Below are 19,276 nucleotides of genomic sequence, written 5' to 3'. Positions count from 1 at the left end.
CTTCTTCCAGCCCTTCGAGTACGAGTTCTATGACTGGTCTCCGGGCACCTCACACCCGTCGTGGTGGACTGCTCCTACGTGCACGAGCCGCGCGAAACTCGGCCGACTGACCACTCTGCGATGTCCGCCGAACTCCGCCCCCCTGTCACCGACCCATTGGTAGGGTCCGGCCCTGCTGTCATGCCGACCGCGGGAACTCTCTTCCGGCAGCCGGCCCCCCCACCTCCATCACGAATCGGTGAGCACATGGACTCGGCGACCTGGACCACGATCAAGCGCCTCGTGGAATGGCTCGACGCCAACGACACCCACCCCCCGGAGCTGACCCGCCTCCTGCGCGTGCTGAAGATTCAGGAGGAGGCGGGGGAGGTCGCCGAGGCTATCCACGGCGCCATGGGCTCGAACCCGCGGAAGGGCGCCAGCCACACCTGGACCGATGTGGAGAAGGAACTGTGCGACGTCATCCTCACCGGCATGGTGTCTTTGGCGACCATCAACCCGGACGCGCAGCAGGTCTTCGAGTACCACCTCAGCCGCGTCGCCCGGCGCTCCCTTGAGGCGACCGGGCCGTCCACGTGAACGACGCGTCGTGGCCCCGGCTGCTGGCCGTCGACATCGAAGGCAACGGGGCGACCCCTCCCGACCTGGTGGAGGTCGCGGTGCTCCCCATTCGAAACGGCTGCTTCGACATCGAGGCAGCCGGGGCCTGGCTCGTCCGACCGCCCATCCCGGTGACCTCCTTCGCCACCCGCGTCCACAAACTCACCAACGATGACCTGGCCGACTGCCCGGAGTGGTCCGAGGTCGCCGAAGAAGTCAACACGGCCCTGGGCGACGCCTGGATCTGCGCCCACAACGCCTCCGTCGAGTACCGCGTTCTCCGCAGGCATCTCCCCGCGTGGACGCCGGCCGGGGTCGTCGACACCCTTCGCCTGGCCCGGACGACGTACCCGGACGCCACGAGTCACACGCTCGACGCTCTCACCGAGCACGTCGGCCTCGACCTCACCAGGGCGCCAGGACAGCGCCACCGAGCCCCCTGCGACGCCTTCGCCGCGGCCCAACTCCTCCTCGCGATGGCCGCCCACTACTCCTCCTGGGAAGAACTGGCCGTGAAGGGCACGCTGCCGGGATGCGCGCCGTCCGAACCCGCAGCACGGCCGACCGCACCGGAAACACTCTTCTGACCTCCACGGCGACCGCCGGGCCCGTGTGGAGGAGGCCGGGCTGAGAGAGGTCATCACAGGCGAGAAGGAGGCGGAGGCCGCCCGGGGCCCCGGCGGCGTGCGGTCCGCGGAGGTCCGGGGCGCCGGAGCGGTCGCGGCGCCGTGGCCGCGGACCGGCGAGACCGCCTCCGTTGGCCACGCGGTTGGCCATACGGGACCCCCGGAAGCCCATGACAACAGAAAAACCCCAGCTCAGCCGGGGTCTCTGTGAGTGTCCGAGGGGGGACTTGAACCCCCACGCCCTTAAACGGGCACTAGCACCTCAAGCTAGCGCGTCTGCCATTCCGCCACCCGGACGGGGTGTGCCGCTCGGGCATGCGCCCTGGCGACGGGAAAACCATAGCAAAGTCCGGGGGGTGCGGTGTCCACCGGTGGGCGGCCCGGGAGCGGGCCTGGTCTTGGGGCCGGTGGGGGCGTGGGTGGAGGATGGGGCCAGCGCCGAACGCAGGAGGAGGCAGCGTGAGTCAGTCGAGCCCGACACCGGACCGGGACGGAGTCAGCCGTCGCGCGGAGGACGAGGTGGTCGGTCTGTGCCGCGACCTCATCCGCATCGACACCAGCAATTACGGGGACGACTCGGGGCCCGGGGAGCGCGCGGCGGCCGAGTACGTGGCGGAGCAGCTGGCCGAGGTGGGGCTCGAACCGCGGATCTTCGAGTCCCGCCCCGGCCGCGCCTCCACCGTGGCCAGGATCGAGGGCGCCGATCCCTCCCGACCCGCGCTGCTCATCCACGGGCACACCGACGTCGTTCCGGCCAACGCCGACGACTGGACGCACCACCCGTTCTCCGGGGAGATCGCCGACGGGTGCGTCTGGGGGCGCGGGGCGGTCGACATGAAGGACATGGACGCCATGACCCTGGCCGTGATCCGCGACCGGCTGCGCACGGGGCGCAAGCCGCCGCGGGACGTGGTGGTCGCGTTCCTCGCGGACGAGGAGGCGGGCGGCCGGTACGGCGCCCGGTACCTCGTCGACCACCACCCGGAGCTGTTCGAGGGGGTCACCGAGGCGATCAGCGAGGTCGGCGGCTTCTCCTTCACCGTGAACGAGAAGCTGCGCCTCTACCTGGTGGAGACCGCCCAGAAGGGCATGCACTGGATGCGGCTGACCGTCGACGGCACCGCGGGCCACGGCTCGATGACCAACAACGACAACGCGATCACGGAGCTGTGCGAGGCGGTCGCGCGGGTCGGGCGGCACCGGTTCCCCGTCCGGGTCACCAAGACCGTCCGGTCGTTCCTCGACGAGCTGTCCGACGCCCTGGGCACGGAACTCGACCCGGAGAACATGGACGAGACGCTCGCCAAGCTCGGCGGCATCGCCAAGATCATCGGCGCGACGCTCCAGAACACCGCCGCGCCCACCCAGCTCGGCGCCGGATACAAGGTGAACGTCATCCCCGGCCAGGCCACCGCACACGTGGACGGGCGGTTCCTGCCCGGCTACGAGGAGGAGTTCCTGGCCGACCTCGACCGGCTGCTCGGCCCGCGGGTCAGGCGCGAGGACGTGCACGCCGACAAGGCCCTGGAGACCACGTTCGACGGTGCGCTGGTCGACGCGATGCAGTCGGCCCTCCAGGCCGAGGACCCCATCGCGCGGGCGGTCCCCTACATGCTGTCCGGCGGCACGGACGCCAAGTCGTTCGACGACCTGGGCATCCGCGGCTTCGGGTTCGCGCCGCTGAAGCTGCCGCCGGAGCTGGACTTCGCGGGCATGTTCCACGGCGTGGACGAGCGCGTGCCCGTCGACGGACTCACGTTCGGGGTCAGGGTGCTGGATCGTTTCCTCGATCAGTGCTGAGGGCGCGGCGGCGCGTGAGAATCGTTCATGCGTCCGGCGTTCCTCAAGGTGAGTGAAAGACCCCGGGGTTTCGTGCCCTCGTTTCACTCCTCCTCGTTGCAGGAAGTGCAGTCCCCGGCTGGGACCGCATTGTCACCAAGGAGGAAGAATGATCAAGAAGGTCGTCGCTGTCGCGGCTGCCACCGGCGGTCTGATGCTGGCCGGGTCGGGTATGGCGCTTGCCGAGTCCAACGCCGGGGGTGCCGCTGTCGGTTCTCCCGGTGTCCTTTCCGGGAACGTCGTCCAGGTGCCGATCAACCTCCCGATCACCGTCTGCGGGAACACCGTTGACATCATCGGCGTTCTGAACCCGGCCTTCGGCAACACCTGCATCGTCAACTGAGGCTCCGGTCCGTTTCTTGAGGGCATGAGCCACGGCCCCGGAGGGCGAGTACCGTCCCTCCGGGGCCGTTCCGGCTGCACAGACAGGCGCGGGTGCCCTCATCCCCCCACCCCGCGTACATGAGAATCGAGGCAGGGGAATCAGCATGCGACAGGTCACGAGAAAGGGCCTGATCACCGTGGCCGCCGCCGGCGGCTTGTTCGGCCTTGCGGCCGGTGGTGCGAGCGCGGAGTCGAACGCCGGCGGCGCTGCCGCGAACTCGCCCGGGGTGGCCTCGGGCAACACCATCCAGGTGCCGGTGAACGCGCCGGTCACGGCCTGTGGGAACACGGTCAACGTGGTCGGTGTGCTCAATCCGGCCTTCGGCAACAACTGCGTCGTCGACGGCGGCGCGCACGGCGGCCCCGGTTCCGCCGGCGGTAGTGAGAGCGGCGGCGGCGAGAGCAGCGGCGGCGGCGCCGAGAGCCAGGCGGGCGGCGGCAGCGTCGGCGGCGGTGGCGCGGAGGCGAGCGGGGCGGCCATCGGTTCCCCGGGCGTGGCCTCGGGGAACGCCGTCGAGGTGCCGGTGAACGCGCCGGTCACCGCGTGCGGCAACAGCATCGACGTGGTCGGTGTGCTCAACCCCGTGTTCGGCAACGGCTGCGCCGTGGACGCCGAACTCCCGCCGGCGCCGGTGCCACCGGCGCAGCCGGAGGCGCCAGGGGACCCGGCGGCTCCCGAAACGCCGGGCGACCCGGCGCCGCCGGCCGACCCGGTGGCGGACGAGCCCGCTCCGCGGCCGGCCGACCCGGCCCCGGTGGCCGACCCGGTCAGTGCCGATCCGGAGCAGTCCGGCGAGCTGGCCGCGACCGGCGGCGGCGTTCCGGCGGGAGCCGTGCTCCCGCTCGGAGCCGGTCTGCTGGTCGGCGGGGTCGTGCTCTACCGGCGCGGCCGTCTGGCCCGCCAGGGCTGACCCCGGCGGCAGGCAGCGTGACGAGTGGGTTCCGCCCGTGGGCGGGGCCCACTCGTCACCATGTGGGGCGCAACTGACGGATGATGCGCCGCCGCAGCCGCACCCGGCGGCTGCCGTCCGGATACAGGCGCAGCCTGGCCAACTCCCAGTGGCCGTACTCGGCGTGCTCGGTCAGCAGGCGGGTGGCGGCGGCCCGGGAGACCCCCCGCGGCACATACACATCGCGAAACTCATATTCCGGCATCGTATCTATTGTGCGGGCAAGCCCCCGATGCCGATACCGTCTGCACCATGTCTGATGCTGTGCAGCCGACCGCTGCCGAAGTCCGCGCCGCCGCCGACGCGCTCAAGGAGGCGATCGACCGGCATCTCGCCGCCATCGAACGGCGAGCCGAGGCGCCCGAGGCGGGTGCCGAGGCGGACGCCGCTGTGTTCGCCGCGTTCAACGACATGGCCGCCGCGGGTGAGGCGTACGACGAGCTGCTCTACGACGCCTACGACGAGGTGACCCCGTTCGAGGTGCCGGAGACCGGCGGCGGGGCCGAGTACGCCGGACCGCGGGACCCGGACGCGCTCAGCGTGTTCATCCGGCGGGACTACACGGTGGTCGAGCCCAGGCGGCTCCTGGCGCAGGCACAGCGCGTCGCGGAACTCGACCCCGACGCGACGGACGGCGAGTACGAGGACGGGGAGGACGGCGAGGGCGGCGGACGCGGCATGCAGGCCGCGCTCGGTGTGCTGTTCGGCGAGTTCGACCCGGACGAGATCGCCAGCAGACACAAGGAGTTCGGCCTGGAGGAGGGCGACGCGACGCTGTGGGTCACGGCCGCCGAGGAGACGGCGGAGCCGGGGGAGTGGCTGGCGGCTCCCTTCGAGTCGGTGGACCCGGAACGTGTCATCTGCCGCTTCGACATCAGCGAGGCGTTCGAGGAGGACGACCTGGAGGCCGCCGACTGAGCGTGCCGCACCCGCGGGGCGCGCGTGCCGCGGCGTGCTCGCCGGGCGGACAACGCGGGCGCCCCGCCCTGCCGTTCAGGCCCCGGACGCCGCCGTCTGCTCTTCGAGCAGGGCACGCAGCCGGGTCGTGCGCGCGGGCGCCGGCGACGCGGCGACGGCCTGCGCCAGCGCGGGGCCCGTGCCCTGCACGACGGACAGGTGGCGCTCCGCACGGCTGAAGGCCGTGTACACCCAGGCCCGGTCGAGACCGGCCGCGGCGTCGCCCGGCAGCACCGCGACCACCGCGGGCCACCGGTGGCCCGCGGCCTGATGCGCGGTGAGGGCCCAGCCGTGCCGCACGGTGTCCGCCACCAGGTCGCGGGACACGGCGAACCGGCCGTCCTGGCCGGTCAGCCAGAGCCCCCTCTCGTCCGCGTCGGCCACGGTCGCCATGCGGGTGTGCCCGGGCGCGGGGGAGTGGACGACCCGGTCGCCCGGGTCGAAGCCGGCGAACCGGCCAGGCCCCGCGTTCAGCCGTTCCTTGAGCGCCGCGTTCAGCACGCGGGTCCCCGCCGCGCCGCCATGCCCCGGCGTGATCACGCACACCTCGTGCGCCGCCACGCCGAAGGCCCGCGGCACCGAGTCGGTGACCAGCTGCACCGTGCGGTGGACGGCCTCGCCCGCGTCCCGCGCCGGCACGATCACCACTTCGTTCTCCGGGGCGGCGACCTGGAGCAGCTCACCCACGCCGATCCCGGAGACCAGTTCGCCGACCGGTCCGGGGTCGGGAGTGCGGGAGCGGACGTGCGGGCCGAAGCCGGCGGCCAGCACGTCGCCGAGCACCTGCCCCGGGCCCGCGGCGCCGAGCAGGTGCGGGTCGCCGCTGAGCACCAGGCGCGCGCCGTCGGGCAGGGACTCGGCGAGCGCGGCGGCGGCCTCGGCGCCGAGCCGGTCCGCGTCGAGAACGGCCAGCAGGTCGGCGGCGAGCAGTCCGTCCTCGTCGCGTCCCGGCCCCTCCGAGCCGTCGAGCAGCCCGCTCACGGTCACCGCCGCGTCGGCGGGCAGCGCAGCGGACAGGCGCCGCCTGCCGTCGTCGCTGTGCGCGGCGGCGAACGCGCGCAGGCCGAGGCCGCGCGCCGCCGCGACCAGCGCGGCCGGCTCCGCGCGGGCGGCCTCGCCGCCGGTGTGCAGCACCACGGGGTGCGCGGCCACCGCACCGATCAGCTCGGCCGCGGAGGGCGAGGCCGCCGCGGTGGCCGCGGCGGCCCAGTCGGGGCCGCCGTCGGCGGTCGGCCGCGGGGCGAACGTGCCGCGCAGCCGCGCCAGTCCGTCGGCCAGGCTCTCCTCGGCCAGCGCGTACCGTTCGAGGCCGAGGAGCAGCCGCACGGGGGCCTCCTCACCGCCGGGCTCCGCCTCGCGCGCGCCGCCGGGCGGCGTGTGCCGGAAGACGAGCACCCCTCCGGCCTCGATCGCGTCGCGGACCGCCGCGTCCGGATCCGGCACGGCGTGCTCGGCCAGGCCCCTGGCGACCGTCTCCGGCTCCAGGGCGGTGTGCCCCGCGGCGGCGGCCCGCTCCATCAGCCAGCCGGTCAGGGCCCGGGTCCTGCGGTCGTCCGCCGGCGTGCACTGGTCCCCGAGCAGCGCGCGGGCGAAGCCGTCCGCCTGCTCGGGGCGTACCCCGCCGACGGCGAGCAGGCGCCACGGGTCGGCCGTCAGCTCGCGCGCCGCCCCCTCGCCCAGGGCCGCCGCGACGCGCGGGGCCAGCGACCGCGGTGCCCCGCCCCGCTCAAGCAGCTCGGGCAGCTCGGCGGGGACGGCCGCGGGGGGCGCCTCCCGCGCCGGCGCGGCGCCGGTCCGGCGGGGGGCCCGCGGGGCGGGCGGCTGCGGTGCGGGCCGGGTGTAGAAGGAGGCGGCCGGGCGCTCACCGCTCTCGACGGCGCGTACGGCGGCCCGCAGCTCGGCCGCGGCGTCCCGGGCGGCGGGCTCGGCGCCCTCGGCGTTCTCGGCGGTCACAGCGAACTCCAGTCCTGGTCGGGGTACCGGTGCACGGGTGCCGAGACGTCGTCGAGCGCCCGGCAGATCTCGTCAGGAAGGCTAAGGTCCTCCACTGACAACGCCTCGTCCAGCTGCCGTGCCGTCCGCGCGCCGAGCAGGGGGGCGGCCACCCCGGGCCGGTCCCTCACCCAGGCCAGCGCCACCTGGAGCGGGGTCACCGCGAGCCCGTCGGCGGCTATCGCCACGGCGTCCACGATGTGCCCCGCCGTGTCGTCGAGGTAGGGCGCGACGAACGCCGCCATGCGGTCGGACGCGCCGCGCGAGCCGGCCGGTGCCTTCCCCCGCCGGTACTTGCCGGTGAGCACGCCGCGTCCCAGCGGCGACGAGGGCAGCAGCCCGACGCCCAGGTCGAGCGCGGCGGGCAGCACCTCGCGTTCCACCCCGCGCTGGAGGAGCGAGTACTCCATCTGCGTGCTGGCCAGGCGGGTGCGCGCGCCGGGAGCCGCGAGCTGCCACGTGGCGGCCTTGGCCAGCTGCCAGCCGCAGAAGTTCGACACGCCCGCGTACCTGGCCCGGCCGCTGCCCACCGCGATCTCCAGGGCCTGGAGCGTCTCCTCCAGCGGGGTATCGGGGTCGAAGGCGTGCACCTGCCACAGGTCCACGTGGTCGGTGTTCAGGCGTTCGAGCGAGGCGTCCAGTGCGGACAGCAGGTGGCCGCGCGAGGCGTCGAACCGCCGCTCGGGGTCGGGCACGCTGCCCGCCTTGGTCGCGATGACCAGGTCCTGCCGCGGCACGAGCCCGTCGAGCAGCCGCCCGAGCAGGTACTCGGAACCGCCGTCCCCGTAGACGTCCGCGGTGTCCACCAGCGTGCCGCCGGCCTCCCAGAACATCTTCAGCAGTTCCGCGGCGTCCTGCTCCCCGATGCTCCTGCCCCAGGTGAGCGTGCCGAGTCCGAGCCGTGAGACGCGCAGGCCGGTGCGGCCCAGGTGCCTGAGATCCATGAGCGTTGAGCGTACTTGCGGGGCACGTTACAGTCCGGGGGGACGGTTGGGTTACTCACGGGTAAGAGCGGCTGGAGGAGCGCGTATGCGACTCGGGATCAACCTCGGCTACTGGGGCGCGGGGATGGACGCGGACAACCTGGCCGTGGCGCGGGAGGCCGACCGGCTCGGCTACGACGTCTGCTGGGCCGCCGAGGCGTACGGCTCCGACGCGCCCACGGTGCTGGCGTGGGTGGCCGCGCAGACCGGCAGGATCGACGTCGGCGCCGCCATCATGCAGATCCCCGCCCGCGCGCCGGCCATGACCGCGATGACGGCGGCGACCCTGGACGCGCTCTCCGGCGGCCGGTTCCGGCTCGGCCTCGGGGTGTCGGGACCCCAGGTCTCCGAGGGCTGGTACGGCACCAAGTTCGACCGCCCGCTGGCCAGGACCCGGGAGTACGTCGAGATCGTCCGAAAGGCGATGTCCCGCGAACGGCTGACCCATCACGGAGAGCACTGGACGCTGCCGCTGCCCGACGGCCCGGGCAAGCCGATCAAGCTCACCGTCCACCCCGTCCGCGAGCACGTGCCGCTGTACATCGCCGCCATCGGCCCCAAGAACCTGACGCAGACGGGCGAGATCGCCGACGGCGCGCTCGTGCTGTTCTTCGCGCCGGAGCACGCCGAGGAGACCACGCTCGCGCCGCTGCGCGCCGGGCGGGCCGCGGCCGGCCTGACGATGGACGGCTTCGACGTGGTGCCGACCGTCCCGCTCGCCGTCGGTGACGACCTGGAGGCACTGGCCGACCAGTTCAGGCCGTATACCGCCCTGTACGTCGGCGGCATGGGCAGCCACCGGCAGAACTTCTACAACCGGCTCGCCGTGCGCATGGGCTACGGCCGGGAGGCCGCCGAGATCCAGGGCCGCTACCTGACCGGTGACCGGGAGGGGGCCGCGGCGGCCGTTCCGCACCGCCTCATCGACGAGACCACGCTGATCGGCCCGCTGCCGCGCATCGCCGACCGCATGCGGGCCTACGCCGAGGCGGGCACCACGACCCTGTCGCTCATGCCCGCCGGGTTCACCCTCGACGAACGGATCGCGGGGCTGCGCGCGGGCGTCGAGGCGCTCGAACGGGCCGGACTCGCCTGAGCCCGGCGTCCGTTGGCCTACGCTTGCCGCATGCCCACGCTGCTGCTTCTCCGGCACGGCCGGACCACGGCCAACTCCTCGGGCGTGCTCGCCGGCCGCGCCCCCGGCGTCCTGCTCGACGCGCACGGCACGCGGCAGGCCGCCGCGCTGCCGGGCCGCCTGTCCGGCGTTCCGCTGGCCGCCGCCGTGCACAGCCCGCTGGAACGCTGCGTCGAGACCCTCGCGCCGCTGCGCGCGGCACGGCCCGAGCTGCCCGTGCACGCCGAGCCGCGCGTCGTCGAGTGCGACTACGGCGAGTGGACGGGACGCACGCTCGCGGACCTCGCGGCCGAGCCGCTGATGGCCACGGTCAGGCGCCAGCCGTCGGCCGTGACCTTCCCCGGCGGCGAGGCGCTGCGCGACGTCCACGCGCGCGTGGTCGCGGCGGCCCGCGAGTGGGACGCGCGGATCGAGGCGGAGCACGGGCCGGACGCCGTCTGGCTGATGTGCACGCACGGGGACAACGTCAAGGCCATCGTGGCCGACGCCCTGGGCCTGCACCTCGACCTGTTCCAGCGCATCGTCCCGCACCCGGCGTCGGTGACGGCCATCCGCTACGGTGAGCCGCCCCTGCTGCTGCGCTTCGGCGACACCGGGGACCTCGGGGAGTTCGTTCCGGACACCGAGGAGGCCGCGCGCGACGCCGCGGAGGCCACCGAGAGCCCGGTGGGCGGTGGTGCCTGACCACGGTGATCGCGAACCGCAGTAGGGTGCCAGTGTCTCGAACCGTCGACCCCACGGAGCAGTACGTGTCCCGTCAGGTGTTCCTCTACGATCCTCCCGAACGCTTTGTCGCCGGGACGGTCGGGCTGCCTGGCCGCCGTACCTTTTTTCTTCAGGCCACGGCGGACGGCCGCACGACCAGCGTCGCTCTGGAGAAGGCGCAGGTCGAGGCGCTCGCCGAGCGCATCGACGAGCTGCTCGACGAGGTCGTGCGCCGCTCCGGCGGCAACACGACGGTGCCCGCCGTCGCGCCCGCGGAACTGACCGACACCCAGCCGCTGCAATCCCCCGTCGAGGAGGAGTTCCGCGTCGGCACCATGGCCCTGGCCTGGGACAGCGACAGCGAACGCATGATCGTCGAGGCCCAGGCGCTGGTCGAGTTGGAGGCCGAGACCGAGGAGGCGTTCGCCGAGGCGGAGGAGCGGCTGCTGCGGGACGACGAGAACGGCCCGCCCATGCTGCGCGTCCGGCTCAGCGGCACCATGGCCCGGGCCTTCGCCAAACGCGCACTCGAAGTCGTCAACGCCGGGCGCCCGCCCTGCCCGCTGTGCAGCCTGCCGCTCGATCCGGAGGGACACGTATGTCCGCGCCAGAACGGATACCGCCGCAGCCGGATGTGACGGCCGACGAGGTGCTCGCCCGCGGCGAGCTGACGGTGCACGGCCGCATCGTCGACGCCTCCAACGCCGTCCTCTACGCGACCGCCGAGCTGTCGGGGCGCAGCCTCGACTGCGTCTACAAGCCCGTGTCGGGGGAGCGCCCGCTGTGGGACTTCCCCGACGGCACCCTGGCCGAGCGCGAGGTGGCCGCCTACGAGGTGTCGCGCGCCCTGGGCTGGGACCTGGTGCCGCCCACCGTCCTGCGGGACGGGCCGCTGGGCCGCGGCATGTGCCAGCAGTGGGTGGGCCCCGCGCCGGGCGCGGAGGCCGCCGGGGGCGGGCCCGACTCGCTGCTCGCGCTGGTCGACGCCGAGGTGCCGGAGCCGGGCTGGAAGGCCGTCGGCTTCGCCGAGGTCGGGGCCGGCCGCACCGCGCTGCTGGTGCACGCCGACGACGAACGGCTGCGGCGGGTCGCCGCGCTCGACGCGGTGATCAACAACGGCGACCGCAAGGGCGGCCACCTGCTGCCGCTGCCGGACGGGCGCCTGTACGGCATCGACCACGGTGTCACGTTCCACACCGACAACAAGCTGCGCACGCTGCTGTGGGGCTGGGCGGGTGAGCCGCTGCCCGCCGCGGTGCACGCGTCGCTGCGCACCCTCGCGGCCGAACTCGCCGACGGCAAGCCCCTGCTGACGCGGTTGCGCGCGCTGCTCACCGACGGGGAGTGCGAGGCCCTGCGGGCCAGGACGGACGCGCTGCTGCGCACCGGCCGTTATCCCGAGCCGAGCGGGGAGTGGCCCGCGATCCCGTGGCCCCTGGTGTGATCCGCCCCGGCCCTGTCGTGGCCGGGGCGGTGGCCGGTTAGGCTCGGGGCATGCATGCCTGGCCAGCCTCAAAGGTTCCCGTTCTGCCCGGTCAGGGCCGTGATCTGGTGGTGCACGACACCGCCACGAACAGCCGGGTCACCCTCACCCCCGGCCCGGTCGCCCGGCTCTACGTCTGCGGCATCACCCCCTACGACGCCACCCACATCGGCCACGCGGCCACCTACACCGCGTTCGACCTCGTCCAACGGGTGTGGCTCGACACCAAGCGCCAGGTGCACTATGTGCAGAACGTCACCGACATCGACGACCCGCTGCTTGAGCGGGCCGCGGCCACCGGTGTCGACTGGACGGCCCTGGCCGAGCGCGAAACGGCCCTGTTCCGCGAGGACATGACGGCGCTGCGCGTGCTGCCGCCGCGCGCCTACGTCGGCGCTGTCGAGTCGATACCGGCCATCGTGCCCCTCGTCGAACGGCTCAGGGCGGCAGGCGCCGCGTACGACGTCGACGGCGACGTGTACTTCTCCGTGCAGGCGGACCCGCACTTCGGCGGGATCTCCCACCTCGGTACCGACGTGATGCGGGCGCTGTCGGCCGAGCGCGGCGGCGACCCGGAGCGGCCGGGCAAGAAGGACCCGGTGGACCCGCTGCTGTGGCGCGCCGCGCGGCCGGGCGAGCCGTCCTGGGACGGCGGCTCGCTCGGCCCCGGCCGGCCCGGCTGGCACATCGAGTGCGTGGCCATCGCCCTCGACCGGCTCGGCATGGGCTTCGACGTGCAGGGCGGCGGATCCGACCTGGTGTTCCCGCACCACGAGATGGGCGCGTCGCACGCGCACGCCCTCACCGACGAGCACCCCTTCGCCCGTTCCTACGTGCACGCCGGCATGGTCGCGTACCAGGGCGAGAAGATGTCCAAGTCGAAGGGCAACCTGGTGTTCGTCTCGCGGCTGCGGCAGGACGGACTCGACCCGGCCGCGATCAGGCTCGCGCTGCTCGCGCACCACTACCGGTCGGACTGGGAGTGGACGGACGAGGTGCCGGCGGCGGCGGCGCGCCGCCTGGCGCACTGGCGGGCCGCGGTGTCGAGGCCCGAGGGCCCGCCGGCCGACGGCCTCGTCGAGGAGATCAGGGCCGCGCTCGCCGACGACCTGGACGCGCCGGCGGCGCTGGCCGCCGTGGACCGCTGGGCCGACGCCCAGCACGCCGCGGGCGGTGCAGAGCCGGGGGCGCCCGGCGTGGTCAGCCGCGCGGTGGACGCCCTGCTCGGCGTCGCTCTCTGAGTGTCACGGGGGCGGCCTGGCGTGCGCCCGGCCGCCCCCGTCGCTCCGTCAGTCGTCGGACTCCTGGCCTCCGGGGTCCTGACCGCCCTGGTCGGACTCCGGCGGGCGCCTGCGGGGCCGGGTGCGCCCGCTGCCCGGGTCGCGCAGGTACGAGCCGGCGTCGCCGGCCGGCGGCTGCCCGTCCCGGCGGCGCAGATACCGTTCGAACTCCTTGGCGATGGCCTCGCCCGACGCCTCGGGTAGGTCGGCGGTGTCCCTGGCCTCTTCGAGCGACTTGACGTACTCGGCGACCTCGCCGTCCTCCGCGGCCAACTGGTCCACGCCGATCTGCCAGGCCCTGGCGTCCTCGGGCAGATCGCCCAGCGGAACGCCGAGCCCGAGCAGGTCCTCAAGCGCGTGCAGGAGGGCGAGCGACGCCTTCGGGTTCGGCGGCTGCGCGACGTAGTGCGGTACCGCGGCCCACAGGGTCACCGCCGGGACCCCGGCGTGCGTGCACGCCTCCTGGAGGATGCCGACGATGCCGGTGGGGCCCTCGTACCTGGACTCCTCAAGGTCGAGCGACCTGGCCAGGTCCTCGTCGGAGGTCACGCTCGTCACGGGGACCGGACGGGTGTGCGGGGTGTCGCCGAGCAGCGCGCCGAGGACCACCACCATCTCCACGCCCAGTTCGTGCGCGAAGCCGAGCAGTTCGTTGCAGAACGAACGCCACCGCATGCTCGGCTCGATGCCGCGGACCAGCACCAGGTCGCGGCGCGGCACCGGGCCGTGCTCCGAGCCGATCCGGACCACCGAGAGGCGGGTCGTCGGCCAGGTGATCCGGCGCACGCCGCCGTCCAGCCAGATGTGCGGGCGGTTGACCTGGAAGTCGTAGTAGTCCTCGGCGTCCAGCGCGGCGAAGACCTCTCCCTTCCACTCCCGCTCCAGATGGGCGACCGCGGCGGAGGCGGCGTCACCAGCATCGTTCCAGCCCTCGAACGCGGCCACCATGACCGGGTCGACCAGCTCGGGAACTCCGTCGAGCTCGATCACCCAGCGCCTCCTCCCGCCGGGGCGGGGAGGTGGTCCCGGCCCGGCTGCCGTAAGTGTTCCGTGCGGCCCCAGCCTACGGCGTGACCGTGCCCAGCCCGGAGTCCTCGTACGCACGCGCGGGGGAACGGTCCCCTGGTCCCGGGCCGTTCCCCGGTGCCGGCGGCGGGGGAACGGCCGGCCAGGGGCTCGGGCGCGGGCGAGGCGTCGGACGGGGGGCCCGTGGCCGTCAGTCCTGGCGCAGCAGGTCCGCGACGCGGGCCCGCACCTCCTCGGTGTCGAGTCCGCGCACGGTCAGCGTGGTGCGCCGGCGCAGCACGTCGTCCGCGGTCGCGGCCCACTCGCGGTCCCTCGCGTAGACCACCTGCGCCCAGATCTCGGGCCCTTCCGGGTGGATGCGTTCGCCGAGCGCCGGGTCGCGCCGGGCGAGGTCGGCGATCTCGAAGGCGAGCGCGCCGTAGTGGGTGGCCAGGTGGCGCACGGTGTCCTGGCTCAGATCGGTGGCCGGGTCGGCCAGCAGCCGGTGGGCCACGGCGTTCGGGTTCGCGACGCCGGGCAGCGGCACGCGCCGCACCAGGTCCCCGACGGGCGCCATGTCCTCGGCCACCGGGGAGCCGGGCAGCTTGGCGAGCTTGTCCAGCACCGTCCGTCCGATGTGCCGGTAGGTGGTCCACTTGCCCCCGGCGACGGACAGCATGCCGCCGCTGCCCTCGGAGACGACGGTCTCGCGCCGCGCCGAGGCCACGCCGCCGGGGCCCGCGGGCAGCACGCGCAGCCCGGCGAAGGCGTAGGTGAGCAGCGAACGGGAGAGGTGTTCGCCGCGGACGGCCAGCGCGGCCTCGTCGAGGATCTGCGCGATGTCGCCCTCGGTGGCGCGCACCTCTCCCGGGTCGCCCTCGTAGGGCTCGTCCGTGGTGCCCAGGAGCAGCTGGTCCTCCCAGGGCAGCGCGAAGGTGATGCGGAACTTGTCCACCGGCGTGGCCATCGCGGCCCGCCACGGCACGGTCCTGCGCAGCACGACGTGGGCGCCCTTGGAGAGCCGGACGCTGGGCTCCGCGGCCGGGTTCTCCATGCGCCTGAGGTGGTCGACCCAGGGTCCTGAGGCGTTCAGCACCAGCCGGGCGGAGACGCCGAACTCGGTGCCGTCGAGCCGGTCGCGCACGTCGGCGCCCGTGACCCGGCCGCGGGTGAAGCGCAGTCCTGTCACCTCGGCGTGGTTGAGCACCGTGGCGCCCGAGGCGACCGCGGCCCGCACGGTCATGACGGCCACGCGCGCGTCGTTCATCTGGTGGTCGTGGTAGACGGCGACGGCCTTGAGGTTCTCCGTGCGCAGCGCCGGATTGACCGCGGCGGCCCGCGCGGGCGAGATGACGCGGCCCACGCCGTCGCCGAACGCGGAGAGCGCCGAGTACGCGAACACGCCGGCGCCCAGCTTCGCCGCGCCGTGCGGGCCGCCCCGGTACACCGGCAGGTGGAAGGTGAGCGGGTTGACCAGGTGCGGCGCGACGTCGCGGGACAGCACGCGGCGTTCGTGGTGGTTCTCCGCGACCAGCCGGACCGCGCCGGTCTGGAGGTACCGGAGCCCGCCGTGGACCAGCTTCGACGAGGCGGACGAGGTGGCGCCGGCGAAGTCGCCGGCGTCCACCATGGCGACCCGCAGCCCCGACTGGGCGGCGTGCCAGGCGACGGAGGTGCCCAGGATGCCGCCGCCGACGACCAGCAGGTCGTAATCGCTCGCGGCGAGTCGGTCCCTGGTCTCGGTGCGTCGTTCCGCCGCGGTCGAGGCGCCGGCTGCGGCAGTCGGGTACGGGTTGTTCATCGCTCTCAGCTCTCCTCGTCGAGCCAGCCCATGGTCCGTTGCACGGCCTTGAGCCAGTACTTGTAGGCGCGGTCGCGTTCGGCCGCGTCCATCTGCGGGGTCCACTCGGCGGCCCGGCGCCAGTTGGCGCGCAGGTCCTCCACGTCGTTCCAGAAGCCCACGGCCAGGCCGGCCGCGTACGCGGCGCCCAGGCAGGTGGTCTCGGAGACCATCGGCCGCACCACGGGTGCGTCGAGGAAGTCCGCGATGTTCTGCATGAGCAGGTTGTTGGAGGTCATGCCGCCGTCCACCTTGAGGGTGGTCAGCTCCATGCCGGAGTCCTTCTTCATGGCGTCGACGATCTCGCGCGTCTGCCAGGCGGTGGCCTCAAGAACGGCCCTGGCGATGTGCGCCTTGGTGACGTAGCGGGTCAGCCCGGTGATGACACCGCGCGCGTCGGAGCGCCAGTAGGGGGCGAACAGGCCCGAGAACGCGGGCACGAAGTAGGCGCCGCCGTTGTCCTCCACGGACCTGGCCAGGGTCTCGATCTCGGCCGCGCTGTTGATCAGGCCCATCTGGTCGCGCATCCACTGCACGAGCGCGCCGGTGACGGCGATGGAGCCCTCAAGCGCGTACACCGGGTCCTGGTCGCCGATGCGGTAGCCGACGGTGGTGACCAGGCCCGCGTAGGAGTTGATGGCCCTGGTGCCGGTGTTCATCAGCAGGAACGTTCCGGTGCCGTAGGTGGACTTGCCCTCGCCGACGGAGAAGCAGGTCTGCCCGAACAGCGCGGCCTGCTGGTCGCCGAGGGCGGAGGCGACCGGCACGCCGTCGAGGGCGCCGCCCTTGGCGGTGCCGAACACTTCGGCCGAGGAGCGGATCTCGGGGAGCAGGGAGGTGGGGACGCCGATGGAGGCGCAGATCTTCTCGTCCCACTGGAGGGAGCGCAGGCCCATCAGCAGCGTCCGCGACGCGTTGGTGACGTCGGTGACGTGGACGCCGCCGTCGGTGCCCCCGGTGAGGTTCCAGATGACCCAGGAGTCCATCGTGCCGAACATGATCTCGCCGCGCTCCGCCCGCTCCTTCAGGCCCTCGACGTTGTCGAGCAGCCAGCGGATCTTGGGACCGGCGAAGTAGGAGGCGAGCGGCAGCCCGGTGTCGCGGCGGAAGCGGTCCTGCCCGACGTTGCGGCCGAGTTCGCGGCACAGCGCGTCGGTGCGGGTGTCCTGCCAGACGATGGCGTTGTGCACGGGCTCACCGGTGTTCCGGTCCCACAGCAGGGTCGTCTCGCGCTGGTTGGTGATGCCGATCGCCTTGACCTGCTCCTTGGCGATGCGGGCCTTGGCCAGGGCGCCGGCGACCACTTCCTGGACGTTGGTCCAGATCTCGGCGGCGTCGTGCTCGACCCAGCCGGGCCTGGGGAAGATCTGCTCGTGCTCCTTCTGGTCGACCGAGACGACGCGCCCGTCCCGGTCGAACACGATGCAACGGCTTGAGGTGGTGCCCTGGTCGATGGCGGCGATGTACTCGCGGGGCGTGCCCTCGGTGTCTGCCTCGTGTGCGTCGGTCATAACGCGGCTCCTCGTCGTCGTGTCGTCGGCGTCGGCGGTTGTGGCGGCTGGTCGGGCTGCGGACGGGTGCGGGCCGGGCGCGGTGCGGCGCATCTCAGAAGAGCAGGCCGTGGATGCCCGCCGCGAGCGCCGCGCCGACCAGCGGGCCCACGATCGGCACCCAGGCGTAGCCCCAGTCGGAGCTGCCCTTGTTGGGCAGCGGCAGCAGGGCGTGGACCAGGCGGGGCCCCAGGTCGCGGGCGGGGTTGATCGCGTAGCCGGTGGGGCCGCCGAGCGAGAGGCCGATGCCGACCACGACCAGGGCGACCATGAGTCCGCCGGTGCCGGAGACGGTCAGCCCGTCGTTCAGGCCGATGCCGAGGACGAGCAGGACCAGCACGGCGGTGCCGATGATCTCGGTGGCGACGTTCTGCACGCTGTTGCGGATCTCGGGGGCGGTGGCGAACACGCCGAGCACGGGTCCTGGCTCGTCGCGCGTCGGCTCCCGCCGCTCCTCGCGGTCCGCGCCCGCGTCGAACGCCTTCGGTCCCGGCGTCCTGGAGCCGCCGACGACCTCGCGGTGCTCCAGGTGGGCCAGGAAGTGGCCGTAGTACGCGAGCCACACCAGCGTGGCGCCGAGCATGGCGCCGACCAGCTGGCCGGCGACGTAGGTGGGAACGTCGTTCCACTCGCCGCTGTCGATCGCGATGCCGAGGGTGACGGCCGGGTTGAGGTGGGCACCGGAGAGCTGGGTGGAGACGTAGAAGCCGGAGAGCACGCCGATGCCCCACCCGAAGGTGATCGCCAGCCATCCGGCGTCGAACGACTTCGACTTCCGCAGCACGTTGCCCGCGACCACACCGCAGCCGAGCAGGATCAGTACGGCGGTGCCGAGCAGCTCACCGAAGAAGATGTCGGAACTGGACACCCGCGACTCCTTTGTCCTTCGTCCAGGGGTACCTGGCCGACTTCCGTCCACTGTTCGACAATGTCGACCATCGAACGGGAGTTTTCTCCCCGCACGGGCTGCCGTCAAGGGGTGCGCGGCTGAAAACTCTCTGATTTCCGTATTGTCCTAGAAACGCCCGGCTCCGAGATCGCGCGACACGGCCCGCGCGCAGTCCCGCACCGCGGCGATCAGCCGCGGGCTCAGCGCGCCGTCCGGGCACACGCGCTCCTCGGCACCCGTGATCCCCACGGCTCCGACGGGCATCCGGCGGCGGTCCATGATCGGCGCGGCGATCGATGCCACGCCTTCCCAGGTCTCCCCGGCCTCACTCGCCCATCCGCGTGACCTGACCCGCTCCAGGTCGCGTTCGAACGCCGCCGGGTCGGTCACGGTCTGCTCCGTGATCGGCGCGAAGTCGCCTTCGAGCGCCTCGTTGTGCGCGACCGGGTCGTAGGCGGCGAGCACCTTGCCGAGCGCCGTGCTGTGCAGGGGCTGCATCGCGCCCACTTCGAGCACCTGCCGGCTGTCGTCGGGGCGGAAGACGTGGTGGACGATCAGCACGCCCCGCTGGTGCAGCACGCCGAGGTAGGCGCTCTCGCCGCTCGCGCGCGCCAGGTCGTCGGTCCACACCAGGGCGCGCGCCCGCAGCTCGTGGACGTCCAGGTAGCTGTTGCCCAGGCGCAGCAGCTCCGCGCCGAGCTGGTAGCGGCCCGACACCGGGTCCTGCTCGACGAAGCCCTCCTGCTGGAGCGTGCGGAGCAGGCCGTGCGTGGTGGCCTTCGCCAGCCCGATGGCGGAGGCGATGTCCGAGAGGCCCAGGCGGCGCTCGCCCCCGGCGAGCAGGCGGAGGACCGCCGCGGCGCGCTCCAGGGACTGGATGGTGCGGGCCATGGGGCCGCCTCCTCGTTCACGATCCTTCCCGGCTGTCGTTCGGCATTGTCGAACAACAGCGGGCCATGCCGATAGCCCTCGGGGGCGAATTGAGTCTACGGCGGCGGCGTGGCCCACGGCGTCTCCCACATGTGAGGCCCTGGCCGTTAGGCTGAATCGGTGCGCTC

At 73.4% G+C, this 19,276-nt stretch carries 19 protein-coding genes and 1 tRNA gene; 11 read left to right on the top strand and 9 right to left on the bottom strand.

The features are described from left to right. The first annotated feature begins 246 nt into the window (after nucleotides 1-246). Nucleotides 247-579, top strand: a complete 333-nt coding sequence (locus LC193_RS02715; RefSeq protein WP_226071059.1) for a MazG-like family protein — start codon at nucleotides 247-249, stop codon at nucleotides 577-579. Next, nucleotides 576-1,187: a 3'-5' exonuclease gene (locus LC193_RS02710; RefSeq protein ID WP_226071050.1), complete on the top strand. Its 612-nt coding sequence runs from the start codon at nucleotides 576-578 to the stop codon at nucleotides 1,185-1,187. Before LC193_RS02715 ends, LC193_RS02710 begins: the two co-directional genes overlap by 4 nt. Before the next feature lie 251 nt (nucleotides 1,188-1,438). Here the strand turns inward: LC193_RS02710 and LC193_RS02705 are convergent. Beyond that, nucleotides 1,439-1,523, bottom strand: a tRNA-Leu gene (locus tag LC193_RS02705). 129 nt (nucleotides 1,524-1,652) lie between these two features. On the opposite strand from LC193_RS02705, the gene LC193_RS02700 reads away from it, so the two are divergent. From LC193_RS02700 to LC193_RS29055, 3 genes are all read left to right on the top strand, one after another. Further along, nucleotides 1,653-3,026 (top strand): M20/M25/M40 family metallo-hydrolase, encoded by a 1,374-nt coding sequence (locus tag LC193_RS02700; protein ID WP_404819336.1) that lies wholly within the window; start codon nucleotides 1,653-1,655, stop codon nucleotides 3,024-3,026. A 148-nt stretch (nucleotides 3,027-3,174) separates the two neighbouring features. Further along, nucleotides 3,175-3,408, top strand: a complete 234-nt coding sequence (locus tag LC193_RS02695; protein WP_086161456.1) for a chaplin — start codon at nucleotides 3,175-3,177, stop codon at nucleotides 3,406-3,408. A gap of 145 nt (nucleotides 3,409-3,553) precedes the next feature. Further along, nucleotides 3,554-4,360, top strand: a complete 807-nt coding sequence (locus LC193_RS29055; protein WP_226071040.1) for a chaplin — start codon at nucleotides 3,554-3,556, stop codon at nucleotides 4,358-4,360. A 55-nt stretch (nucleotides 4,361-4,415) separates the two neighbouring features. On the opposite strand, the gene LC193_RS02685 is transcribed toward LC193_RS29055, so the two are convergent. Next, nucleotides 4,416-4,604, bottom strand: a complete 189-nt coding sequence (locus LC193_RS02685) for a DUF5703 family protein (RefSeq protein WP_059008558.1) — start codon at nucleotides 4,602-4,604, stop codon at nucleotides 4,416-4,418. A 47-nt stretch (nucleotides 4,605-4,651) separates the two neighbouring features. Between LC193_RS02685 and LC193_RS02680 the strand changes: the two genes are divergently transcribed. After that, nucleotides 4,652-5,317 (top strand): hypothetical protein, encoded by a 666-nt coding sequence (locus LC193_RS02680; protein WP_226071038.1) that lies wholly within the window; start codon nucleotides 4,652-4,654, stop codon nucleotides 5,315-5,317. Nucleotides 5,318-5,392: 75 nt separating this feature from the next. Here LC193_RS02680 and LC193_RS02675 read toward each other — a convergent pair whose 3' ends face one another. Beyond that, on the bottom strand, nucleotides 5,393-7,321 hold the full coding sequence (locus LC193_RS02675) for a helix-hairpin-helix domain-containing protein (RefSeq protein ID WP_404819510.1): 1,929 nt from the start codon (nucleotides 7,319-7,321) through the stop codon (nucleotides 5,393-5,395). Beyond that, on the bottom strand, nucleotides 7,306-8,292 hold the full coding sequence (locus tag LC193_RS02670) for an aldo/keto reductase (RefSeq protein ID WP_226071034.1): 987 nt from the start codon (nucleotides 8,290-8,292) through the stop codon (nucleotides 7,306-7,308). Before LC193_RS02670 ends, LC193_RS02675 begins: the two co-directional genes overlap by 16 nt. An 85-nt stretch (nucleotides 8,293-8,377) precedes the next feature. Here LC193_RS02670 and LC193_RS02665 point away from each other — a divergent pair, with 85 nt between their 5' ends. The 5 genes from LC193_RS02665 to mshC all read left to right on the top strand — a co-directional run bounded on the left by LC193_RS02665 (nucleotide 8,378) and on the right by mshC (nucleotide 12,895). Next, nucleotides 8,378-9,427 (top strand): LLM class F420-dependent oxidoreductase, encoded by a 1,050-nt coding sequence (locus LC193_RS02665; RefSeq protein ID WP_226071032.1) that lies wholly within the window; start codon nucleotides 8,378-8,380, stop codon nucleotides 9,425-9,427. A gap of 30 nt (nucleotides 9,428-9,457) precedes the next feature. Then, nucleotides 9,458-10,150: an MSMEG_4193 family putative phosphomutase gene (locus LC193_RS02660; RefSeq protein WP_226071030.1), complete on the top strand. Its 693-nt coding sequence runs from the start codon at nucleotides 9,458-9,460 to the stop codon at nucleotides 10,148-10,150. 65 nt (nucleotides 10,151-10,215) lie between these two features. Then, a complete protein-coding gene (locus LC193_RS02655) occupies nucleotides 10,216-10,809 on the top strand; it encodes a DUF3090 domain-containing protein (RefSeq protein WP_086161463.1) in 594 nt (197 codons plus the stop codon). Continuing rightward, on the top strand, nucleotides 10,770-11,615 hold the full coding sequence (locus tag LC193_RS02650; RefSeq protein ID WP_226071028.1) for an SCO1664 family protein: 846 nt from the start codon (nucleotides 10,770-10,772) through the stop codon (nucleotides 11,613-11,615). The genes LC193_RS02655 and LC193_RS02650 overlap by 40 nt, the downstream gene beginning before the upstream one ends. Before the next feature lie 50 nt (nucleotides 11,616-11,665). Next, complete coding sequence (mshC, locus tag LC193_RS02645; RefSeq protein WP_226071026.1) at nucleotides 11,666-12,895, top strand: cysteine--1-D-myo-inosityl 2-amino-2-deoxy-alpha-D-glucopyranoside ligase; 1,230 nt, start codon at nucleotides 11,666-11,668, stop codon at nucleotides 12,893-12,895. Between the two features lie 48 nt (nucleotides 12,896-12,943). Here mshC and LC193_RS02640 read toward each other — a convergent pair whose 3' ends face one another. The 5 genes from LC193_RS02640 to LC193_RS02620 all read right to left on the bottom strand — a co-directional run bounded on the left by LC193_RS02640 (nucleotide 12,944) and on the right by LC193_RS02620 (nucleotide 19,109). Continuing rightward, on the bottom strand, nucleotides 12,944-13,924 hold the full coding sequence (locus tag LC193_RS02640) for a PAC2 family protein (RefSeq protein ID WP_226071023.1): 981 nt from the start codon (nucleotides 13,922-13,924) through the stop codon (nucleotides 12,944-12,946). A 226-nt stretch (nucleotides 13,925-14,150) separates the two neighbouring features. Further along, nucleotides 14,151-15,740: a glycerol-3-phosphate dehydrogenase/oxidase gene (locus tag LC193_RS02635; RefSeq protein WP_226071021.1), complete on the bottom strand. Its 1,590-nt coding sequence runs from the start codon at nucleotides 15,738-15,740 to the stop codon at nucleotides 14,151-14,153. A 5-nt stretch (nucleotides 15,741-15,745) separates the two neighbouring features. Then, nucleotides 15,746-17,290, bottom strand: coding sequence for a glycerol kinase GlpK (gene glpK / locus LC193_RS02630; protein WP_226071019.1), 1,545 nt, complete (start codon nucleotides 17,288-17,290; stop codon nucleotides 15,746-15,748). A 94-nt stretch (nucleotides 17,291-17,384) separates the two neighbouring features. Beyond that, complete coding sequence (locus tag LC193_RS02625) at nucleotides 17,385-18,197, bottom strand: MIP/aquaporin family protein (RefSeq protein ID WP_226071017.1); 813 nt, start codon at nucleotides 18,195-18,197, stop codon at nucleotides 17,385-17,387. Nucleotides 18,198-18,344: 147 nt separating this feature from the next. Beyond that, a complete protein-coding gene (locus LC193_RS02620) occupies nucleotides 18,345-19,109 on the bottom strand; it encodes an IclR family transcriptional regulator (RefSeq protein WP_226071015.1) in 765 nt (254 codons plus the stop codon). Nucleotides 19,110-19,276: the final 167 nt, after the last annotated feature.

Origin of the sequence: Streptomyces marincola (genome assembly GCF_020410765.1) — a bacterium.
GTDB classification, from domain to species: domain Bacteria; phylum Actinomycetota; class Actinomycetes; order Streptomycetales; family Streptomycetaceae; genus Streptomyces; species Streptomyces marincola.
This window is presented reverse-complemented; position numbering and strand designations above follow the sequence as displayed.

Bases quoted from the DNA above. Each gene is read 5' to 3' on its own strand.
- LC193_RS02715 (WP_226071059.1), top strand. From the start codon at position 247: ATGGACTCGGCGACCTGGACCACGATCAAGCGCCTCGTGGAATGGCTC.
- LC193_RS02700 (WP_404819336.1), top strand. From the start codon at position 1,653: ATGGGGCCAGCGCCGAACGCAGGAGGAGGCAGCGTGAGTCAGTCGAGC.
- LC193_RS02695 (WP_086161456.1), top strand. From the start codon at position 3,175: ATGATCAAGAAGGTCGTCGCTGTCGCGGCTGCCACCGGCGGTCTGATG.
- LC193_RS29055 (WP_226071040.1), top strand. From the start codon at position 3,554: ATGCGACAGGTCACGAGAAAGGGCCTGATCACCGTGGCCGCCGCCGGC.
- LC193_RS02685 (WP_059008558.1), bottom strand. From the start codon at position 4,604: ATGCCGGAATATGAGTTTCGCGATGTGTATGTGCCGCGGGGGGTCTCC.
- LC193_RS02680 (WP_226071038.1), top strand. From the start codon at position 4,652: ATGTCTGATGCTGTGCAGCCGACCGCTGCCGAAGTCCGCGCCGCCGCC.
- LC193_RS02670 (WP_226071034.1), bottom strand. From the start codon at position 8,292: ATGGATCTCAGGCACCTGGGCCGCACCGGCCTGCGCGTCTCACGGCTC.
- LC193_RS02665 (WP_226071032.1), top strand. From the start codon at position 8,378: ATGCGACTCGGGATCAACCTCGGCTACTGGGGCGCGGGGATGGACGCG.
- LC193_RS02660 (WP_226071030.1), top strand. From the start codon at position 9,458: ATGCCCACGCTGCTGCTTCTCCGGCACGGCCGGACCACGGCCAACTCC.
- LC193_RS02650 (WP_226071028.1), top strand. From the start codon at position 10,770: ATGTCCGCGCCAGAACGGATACCGCCGCAGCCGGATGTGACGGCCGAC.
- mshC (WP_226071026.1), top strand. From the start codon at position 11,666: ATGCATGCCTGGCCAGCCTCAAAGGTTCCCGTTCTGCCCGGTCAGGGC.
- LC193_RS02635 (WP_226071021.1), bottom strand. From the start codon at position 15,740: ATGAACAACCCGTACCCGACTGCCGCAGCCGGCGCCTCGACCGCGGCG.
- glpK (WP_226071019.1), bottom strand. From the start codon at position 17,290: ATGACCGACGCACACGAGGCAGACACCGAGGGCACGCCCCGCGAGTAC.
- LC193_RS02620 (WP_226071015.1), bottom strand. From the start codon at position 19,109: ATGGCCCGCACCATCCAGTCCCTGGAGCGCGCCGCGGCGGTCCTCCGC.